The 6,049-nt window shown below is 65.9% G+C and carries 10 protein-coding genes and 1 pseudogene; all 11 read right to left on the minus strand.

The annotated features are described in order from the left end of the window. Positions 1-227: pseudogene (locus ACOJTB_RS12355) on the minus strand (DNA-directed RNA polymerase subunit alpha); the annotation flags it as partial. 93 nt (positions 228-320) lie between these two features. Then, the gene (rpsK, locus tag ACOJTB_RS12360; RefSeq protein WP_043237079.1) at positions 321-710 is read right to left on the minus strand and encodes a 30S ribosomal protein S11; all 390 of its coding nucleotides are present in this window, start codon (positions 708-710) and stop codon (positions 321-323) included. Positions 711-835: 125 nt separating this feature from the next. Then, positions 836-1,204, minus strand: a complete 369-nt coding sequence (gene rpsM, locus ACOJTB_RS12365) for a 30S ribosomal protein S13 (protein ID WP_219183578.1) — start codon at positions 1,202-1,204, stop codon at positions 836-838. Between the two features lie 275 nt (positions 1,205-1,479). Beyond that, on the minus strand, positions 1,480-2,076 hold the full coding sequence (locus ACOJTB_RS12370; RefSeq protein ID WP_420102823.1) for an adenylate kinase: 597 nt from the start codon (positions 2,074-2,076) through the stop codon (positions 1,480-1,482). 1 nt (position 2,077) lies between these two features. Then, complete coding sequence (gene secY, locus ACOJTB_RS12375) at positions 2,078-3,415, minus strand: preprotein translocase subunit SecY (RefSeq protein WP_420102824.1); 1,338 nt, start codon at positions 3,413-3,415, stop codon at positions 2,078-2,080. Between the two features lie 149 nt (positions 3,416-3,564). Further along, the gene (gene rplO, locus ACOJTB_RS12380) at positions 3,565-4,041 is read right to left on the minus strand and encodes a 50S ribosomal protein L15 (protein WP_420102825.1); all 477 of its coding nucleotides are present in this window, start codon (positions 4,039-4,041) and stop codon (positions 3,565-3,567) included. A gap of 12 nt (positions 4,042-4,053) precedes the next feature. After that, the gene (gene rpmD, locus ACOJTB_RS12385; protein WP_420102826.1) at positions 4,054-4,251 is read right to left on the minus strand and encodes a 50S ribosomal protein L30; all 198 of its coding nucleotides are present in this window, start codon (positions 4,249-4,251) and stop codon (positions 4,054-4,056) included. Between the two features lie 11 nt (positions 4,252-4,262). Beyond that, positions 4,263-4,826, minus strand: coding sequence for a 30S ribosomal protein S5 (gene rpsE, locus ACOJTB_RS12390; protein ID WP_420102827.1), 564 nt, complete (start codon positions 4,824-4,826; stop codon positions 4,263-4,265). Between the two features lie 143 nt (positions 4,827-4,969). Beyond that, positions 4,970-5,332, minus strand: coding sequence for a 50S ribosomal protein L18 (gene rplR / locus ACOJTB_RS12395; protein ID WP_420102828.1), 363 nt, complete (start codon positions 5,330-5,332; stop codon positions 4,970-4,972). Positions 5,333-5,343: 11 nt separating this feature from the next. After that, positions 5,344-5,877, minus strand: coding sequence for a 50S ribosomal protein L6 (rplF, locus tag ACOJTB_RS12400; RefSeq protein WP_420102829.1), 534 nt, complete (start codon positions 5,875-5,877; stop codon positions 5,344-5,346). Between the two features lie 35 nt (positions 5,878-5,912). Further along, the coding region (gene rpsH / locus ACOJTB_RS12405) for a 30S ribosomal protein S8 (RefSeq protein ID WP_420102830.1) at positions 5,913-6,049 on the minus strand (137 nt) is incomplete at its 5' end.

A 6,049-nucleotide genomic window follows, 5' to 3' on the forward strand; every position in this document is an offset into this window, starting at 1 on the left:
CCCGGGATCGAGGAGAACTCGTGCAGCACGCCGTCGATCTGGACGGCGGTCACGGCCGCGCCCTGGAGCGAGGACAGCAGCACGCGGCGCAGCGCGTTGCCGAGCGTCATGCCGAAACCGCGCTCGAGCGGGCGGGCGATCACGGTGGCCTGACGCTTCGCGTCGTCGCCGACCTTGACCTCGAGCTTGTTCGGCTTGGAAAGATCCTGCCAGTTCTTGCTGATCACGACCGCACTCCTGGTGCTGAATTCAAATGGCGGCCACCGCCGCCCCGGACAGGCGCCCGCCCCTGCGGGCGCCCTAAGGCGAAGGCGTTCGCGTCAGACGCGGCGGCGCTTGCGCGGACGGCAGCCATTGTGCGGGATCGGCGTCACGTCGCGGATCGAGGTCACGGTGAAGCCCGCGGCCTGGAGAGCGCGCAGAGCCGACTCGCGGCCGGAACCGGGACCCGTCACCTCGACCTCGAGGGTGCGCATGCCATGCTCGGCGGCCTTGCGGGCGGCGTCTTCGGCAGCGACCTGAGCGGCATAGGGGGTCGACTTGCGCGAGCCCTTGAAGCCCATCGTGCCGGCGGACGACCACGAGATCGTGTTGCCCTGCGCGTCGGTGATTGTGATCATGGTGTTGTTGAACGAGGCGTTCACATGCGCGACGCCGGAGACGATGTTCTTGCGTTCCCTACGGCGAACGCGCTGGGCTTCCTTGGCCATGTCTTCTTTCTTTCATCCTTCAGGCGCGCCCGTGATGCCAGGCGCTGGGGAGAGAACGGCAATAGGCAATAGGCAGCGGGCAATCGATGACGACTGCCTGTTGCCGACTGCCTACTGCCCAAAAATCACTTCTTCTTGCCGGCGATCGGCTTCGCCTTGCCCTTGCGGGTGCGGGCGTTGGTGTGGGTGCGCTGGCCGCGAACCGGCAGCGAGCGGCGATGACGCAGACCGCGATAGCAGCCGAGATCCATCAGGCGCTTGATGTTCATGGAGACTTCGCGGCGCAGATCGCCCTCGACCAGATAGTCGCGGTCGATCGTCTCGCGGATCTGAAGCACTTCGGCGTCGGTCAGCTGGTTGACGCGGCGCTCGTCGGCGATGCCGACCTTGTCGCAGATTTCCTTGGCCTTGGCGGCGCCGATGCCGTGGATGTACTGCAGGCCGATGACGACGCGCTTGCCGGTGGGAATGTTGACGCCCGCGATACGAGCCATGGTCTCTTCTCCATATTGGCCGCAGTGCCCGATGGCTCCGCGGCTCGTGAATAATGCCCCGCGCCGGTGGAGGCCGGCCCTTGCTGAGCGTCGAACGGTTCCACGCGATAATGCGACGTCGTCCCTTCTCGCGAAGGCAACGGCATCGCTCCCATGAAAACCGGATGGCGGGTCGTTAACGGCTGGAACGCCGCGAGTCAACCCGCCAAACCAAGAAACATGCCAAGCAGAGACCCCAAGCCGCCCTTGGCGTGAGATCATGAGCCGAGGCGGCTTCAGCGAGCCTGAACCGCCTCGCCCAGCGCGGCCTCGATCGCACGGGTCACATCATCGATCGGCTGCATGCCGTCGATCTGCGTGAGCTGACCGCGCTTGTCGTAATAGGGGGCGACGATCGCCGTATCGCGGTTATAGGCTTCGAGCCGGGTCTTGAAGACCTCCGGATCGTCGTCCTTGCGCACCGGCTGACCGGCCGCCCTCGCCTCTGCCGCGCGCTTGACGATGCGATCCACGAGCTTGCTCTGGTCGACCACCAATTCGAGAACCGAATCGATCTTCAGACCCTTGCTCTCCAGCATGCTGTCGAGCGCTTCGGCCTGGGCCAGGGTCCGCGGGAAGCCGTCGAGAATGAAGCCTTTGCGGGCATCCGCCTCCTCGATGCGGTCGGCGACGATGCCGATCACGATCTCGTCCGACACCAGCCCGCCGGCTTCCATCACCACCTTGGCCTTCTGGCCGACCGGTGTGCCGGCAGACACCGCCGCGCGCAGCATGTCGCCCGTGGAGAGCTGGGGAATGCCGTGCTTCGCGACGATGCGCGCAGCCTGAGTGCCTTTGCCCGCCCCCGGCGGCCCCAGGAAAATCAGTCGCATCTTACCTTCGCGCTCCTCGCAGCTTGGCCTTCTTGACAAGGCCTTCATATTGGTGGGCCAGCAGATGCCCATGCACCTGTGCCACGGTATCCATCGTCGTGGTCACCACGATGAGCAGCGAGGTGCCGCCCAGCAGGATGATCGGGATCTGAGCATAGGTGATCATGAATTCGGGGATAAGGCAGACGATCGTCAGATAGCCGGCGCCCAGCACGGTGATGCGGGTCAGCACCCGGTCGATATGCTCGGCCGTGCGCTCGCCCGGCCGGATGCCCGGCATGAAGCCGCCATGCTTCTTGAGGTTGTCGGCCGTCTCGACCGGATTGAACACGATCGCGGTGTAGAAGAAGCAGAAGAAGATGATCAGCGCCGCATCGAGCACCATGAACAGCGGCCGGCCATGGGCGAGATAGGTCGCGACGGTTGAGAGGAAGCCGGTGCCGCCCTGCGCCTGCGAGAAGCTGGCGATGGTGGTGGGCAGCAGCAGCAGCGACGAGGCGAAGATCGGCGGAATGACGCCGGCGGTGTTCAGCTTCAGCGGCAGGAACGAGGTCTGGCCCTCATACATGCGGTTGCCGACCTGGCGCTTGGGATAGTTGATCAGCAGGCGCCGCTGGGCGCGCTCCATGAACACGCAGAAGGCAATGACGCAGATCGCCATCACGAGAATGGCGAGCAGCAGCCCGGTCGAGATCGCGCCCTGGCGGCCGAGCTCGAGGGTCTGGGCGAGCTGCGAGGGAAATTCTGCGATGATGCCGGCGAAGATGATCATCGACGTGCCGTTGCCGATGCCCCGGCTGGTGATCTGCTCGCCCAGCCACAGCAGGAACATCGTTCCGCCGACGAGCGTGATCGTCGTCGAGACCAGGAAGAAGGGACCAGGCTCGAGCACGAGGTTGCCGGAGCCCTGCAGGCCGACGCCGATCGCATAGGCCTGGAAGACGGCCAGGACCAGCGTGAGGTAGCGGGTGTACTGGTTCAGGATCTTCCGGCCCTGCTCGCCTTCCTTCTTCAGGCTCTCGAAGCTCGGGATGACGCTGGAGAGCAGCTGAACGATGATCGAGGCCGAAATATACGGCATGATCGCCAGCGCGAAGATCGCGAGCCGGCCGACGGCTCCGCCGGAGAACATATTGAACATGCCCAGCATGCCGGACTGCGTCTGCCGGAACAGATCGGCGACCGCGTCGGGATTCATGCCCGGCAGCGGGATATAGGTGCCCAGGCGATAGACGAGCAGCGCGCCCAGCGTGAACCAGATCCGCTTCTTGAGTTCGTCAGCCTTGGCGAGCGCCCCGAAGTTGAGGTTCGCCGCGAGCTGTTCAGCCGCCGATGCCATGCGTCTGGTCCCTGAATTTCGTCAGTGAAGCACACCGTCATCCGGATCCGCACTGCGAATCGCGGGGGCGTGCCTTGCGTCAAACAGTCGAACGGCGGCCGAGGCGCAAGGCCTGGCCGCCGTTCGCTAACCTTATTTAGGGGTCAGGCTCACGCCTGGGAAGCGGCAGCCAGAATCTTGACCGAACCGCCCGCCTTCTCGATCGCCTCGACGGCCGACTTCGAGGCGCCGGCGACTTCGAAGGCCAGCTTCGTCGTCAGCTCGCCCTGGCCGAGGATCTTCACCCCGTCCTTGGCCTGGCGCGTGATGACACCGGCGGCGACGAGCGCCTCGATGGTCACGGTGCCCTTGGCGTCCAGCTTGCCGGCTTCCACCGCCTGCTGGATGCGGCCGAGGTTGACCTCGTTCAGATCCTTGGCGAACAGGTTGGTGAAGCCGCGCTTCGGCAGGCGACGATAGAGCGGCATCTGGCCGCCTTCGAAGCCCTTGACCGCCACGCCGGCGCGAGCCTTCTGGCCCTTGACGCCACGTCCGCCGGTCTTGCCCTTGCCTGAGCCGATGCCACGGCCGACGCGGATACGCGACTTGGCCGCGCCTTCGTTGTCACGAATCTCGTTGAGTTTCATGTGTCTGCCTCCTCACTTCGCGTCGACGACGCGGACGAGGTGCTTGACCTTCTCGACCATGCCACGCACCGCGGGGGTGTCCTGGAGGGTCGAGCGGCGGCGAAGCTTGTTCAGGCCGAGACCGATGAGGGTCTGGCGCTGGGTGGCGTCGCGGCGGATCGGGGAGCCGATCTGCTCGACGGTGACGGTGGTGTTCTCAGCCTTTGCCATCGAAACCTCCCTCACGCTTCCGCGGCCGCATCCGTGCCGGCATCGCGGCGACGGGTCTGCAGGGCCGAAACCTTGAGCGAGCGACGGGCCGCGACGGCGCGCGGGCTGTCCTCGTTCTTCAGCGCGTCGAAGGTGGCGCGCACGAGGTTGTACGGGTTCGAGGAGCCGAGCGACTTCGACACCACGTCCTGCATGCCGACCGCCTCGAAGACGGCGCGCATCGGACCGCCGGCGATGATGCCGGTACCGGCCGGGGCGGCGCGCAGCACGACCTTGCCGGCGCCGTGACGGCCCTGGACGTCGTGATGGAGGGTTCGGCCTTCGCGCAGCGGCACGCGGACGAGACCGCGCTTGGCGGCTTCGGTGGCCTTGCGGATCGCCTCCGGAACTTCACGGGCCTTGCCGTGGCCGAAGCCGACGCGGCCCTTCTGGTCGCCGACGACGACGAGGGCGGCAAAGCCGAAACGACGGCCGCCCTTCACCACCTTGGCGACGCGGTTGATGTGGACGAGCTTGTCCACGAACTCGGAAACTTCCTGTTCCCGGTCCCTACGCTCACGCGGCTCTCTAGCCATGTCTGTCCTCTTACTTGCGCGGACGAGGTCGCTGCCCCGCCGCTCGCTCGAGCCTGTCCCCGCGCCTCATTGCCCGGAGTAGCCTGAAAACGGCCGCCGCCCGGCCCGCGCCGAAGCGCACGGCCGGGCGGCGCCCGAAAACCTCAAAAGCTGAGGCCGCCCTCGCGGGCCGCCTCGGCCAGCGCCTTGACGCGGCCGTGATACATATAGGGACCGCGATCGAAGACCACTTCCTTCACGCCGGCCTTGACCGCGCGCTCGGCAATGGCCTTGCCGATCTGGCCGGCCGCCTCGACATTGGCGCCCGACTTGATGTCGGCGCGCAGATCCTTGTCGAGCGACGAGGCGGAAGCCAGGGTGACTCCCTTCACGTCGTCGATGATCTGGGCGTAGATCTGCTTGCCGGTGCGATGCACCGACAGGCGCGGGCGACCATTGGCAACCGCCTTGATCGCGCGGCGGACGCGGGCCTTGCGGCGCGCAGTCGCATCGTTCTGCTTGCTCATGGCTGGCGTCCTTACTTCTTCTTGCCTTCCTTGCGGAAGATGAACTCGCCGGCGTACTTGACGCCCTTGCCCTTATAGGGCTCGGGGCCGCGATACTCGCGGATTTCCGCGGCGATCTGCCCGACGACCTGCTTGTCGATACCGGTCACGATGATCTCGGTCGGCTTCGGCGTGGTGATCGTGATGCCGGCCGGGATATCGTAGTCGATGTCGTGGCTGTAGCCGAGCGACAGCTTCAGCGTCTTGCCGGCAACGGCGGCGCGATAGCCGACGCCGTTGATCTCGAGACGCTTCTCGAAACCGGCGGTGGTGCCGATGACGAGGTTGTTGATGCGGGCGCGCGAGGTGCCCCAGAGCGAACGGGCGCGCTTGGACTGCGACCGCGGCTGGACCGCGATGGCGCCGTTCTCCATGGCGACCGAGACGTCCTCGGGAACCAGGAAGGACAGCTCGCCCTTCGAGCCCTTGATCTTGACCAGCTGGCCGTCGACGTTGGCGGTGACGCCAGCGGGGACCGGAACCGGCTTCTTACCGATACGAGACATTGGATCTCTCCTGAAGATGAGCGGCGTCTGAAAGGTCAGAAGACCTTGCAGAGCACTTCGCCGCCCACGTTCTGCTCGCGGGCCACATGATCGGCCATGACGCCCTTCGGGGTCGAGACGATCGTCACGCCAAGGCCATCGGCCACGCGCGGCATGGTCTCGACCGACGAAT

Origin of the sequence: Allobosea sp., assembly GCF_048595345.1 — a bacterium.
Taxonomy (GTDB): Bacteria; Pseudomonadota; Alphaproteobacteria; order Rhizobiales; family Beijerinckiaceae; genus Allobosea.